Annotated in this window: 1 protein-coding gene and 2 pseudogenes; all 3 read right to left on the reverse strand. The window is 36.4% G+C overall.

What is annotated here, in order from left to right:
• Positions 1-477: pseudogene (locus F905_RS00180) on the reverse strand (hypothetical protein); the annotation flags it as partial.
• 4 nt (positions 478-481) lie between these two features.
• A pseudogene (locus F905_RS15615) lies at positions 482-589 on the reverse strand (hypothetical protein); the annotation flags it as partial.
• A 93-nt stretch (positions 590-682) separates the two neighbouring features.
• On the reverse strand, positions 683-1419 hold a 737-nt coding region (locus F905_RS00185; RefSeq protein WP_005175078.1), incomplete at its 5' end, for a PoNe immunity protein domain-containing protein.

Genomic DNA, 1419 nt, shown 5'->3' on the forward strand with positions numbered 1-1419 from the left:
AATTCGACTCATTTGATCTGCATACCCTGTCAGTAAACCAAAGCATATCAATCGTAAAGCAATATACCAATAATCTTCAGTTCCCAAGGAAATATGCCAGACATAACGTCCTCCTGCATCTGGGCTTAAATTATAAAGATGACTCGTTTCAGCATATTCTTCTGCCCAATGAAGAAGATACGGGTAAAGTTCTTTTATAAAATTTAAATCTCCACCTGCTGAATACTGTAAGGACATCGAATCTAAAGTATCAATAATCCGTCTTCTTCCAGAAGCAATATATCCACCAAACTTAGAATCATTTTTATAATGACTAAATCCATCAATAACGGCATATAATCCGTTTAATAATTCATCAAAATTCTCATGGTAATCTTGTATTAATAAATATTCATCTCGAAAGCTAATTTCATTATCTATTTCTAAGCTTTCCCATTTTTGCCAATCTATTTCTTGATCACCTACTTGTGTTGACATTCTTTTATCTCTCCAACATCTCGTTTGGTAAAACAAATTCTAATTTTATACCGTGTGCGGTTACTGTCAGTGTACACTTTGGCTAATTTAGGCCTTTACATTTCTCATAATGGTTGAAGTTATTTTTTTCTTTGGACTTATGATATTAAGAATGGGCAATAATATTATCCATATAAAAATAATGCCCCGAAGGGCATTTTTAATTCTATTCTTCACCATCATAATACCAATATACTTCACCCCAATCTTGTTCAGAAAGCGTTGGTAAAATCTCACCTTTACTAAAGTGCTGACGCTGATTTGGCTGGGCAGGAGTCGTCCAAAAACCTGTTTTCGTGGATTGCTCTCCACCTTTGATTTTAATTTTTTCTATAGTGGTTTCTGCTGAAACCGATTCAGCTTGCGATCTAGCAAAATCGACTAAATCTTTCGGATAAAATTGATGCTCTCGATAAGTTGAATCGTCAATATCTAATAGCCATGTCACAGCTGCTGCTTCCCATGACCAATAACCAAAATAACTGATGCCTGATCTAATATCAGGTTGTGGATGTTGATCATGATAAGGTTCACGACGACTGGCTTCATACCAATCTTCTAAGTATTGCAACATCATTGCTGGACGCTTTTCTGCATCAGCATCAAAAACTTTAATGAGCTTACGATAAGGCAAATGACGACGTGCATCGTTCGGTGGTATGCCTCGATCTGTTACAAATGGAGCAATCAATCGCTCGATTAAACCATCTTTTTCCTGCCCTTCAGGCGTTGCTTCCACATAATCGATAATCGTCATAATTCGACTCATTTGATCTGCATACCCTGTCAGTAAACCAAAGCATATCAGTCGTAAAGCAATATACCAATAATCTTCAGTTCCTAAAGAAATATGCCAGACATAACGTCCACCTGCATCTGGGCTTAAATTATAAAGATGACTCG

It is taken from the genome of Acinetobacter sp. CIP 53.82, from assembly GCF_000369465.1.
Classification (GTDB): Bacteria; Pseudomonadota; Gammaproteobacteria; order Pseudomonadales; family Moraxellaceae; genus Acinetobacter; species Acinetobacter indicus.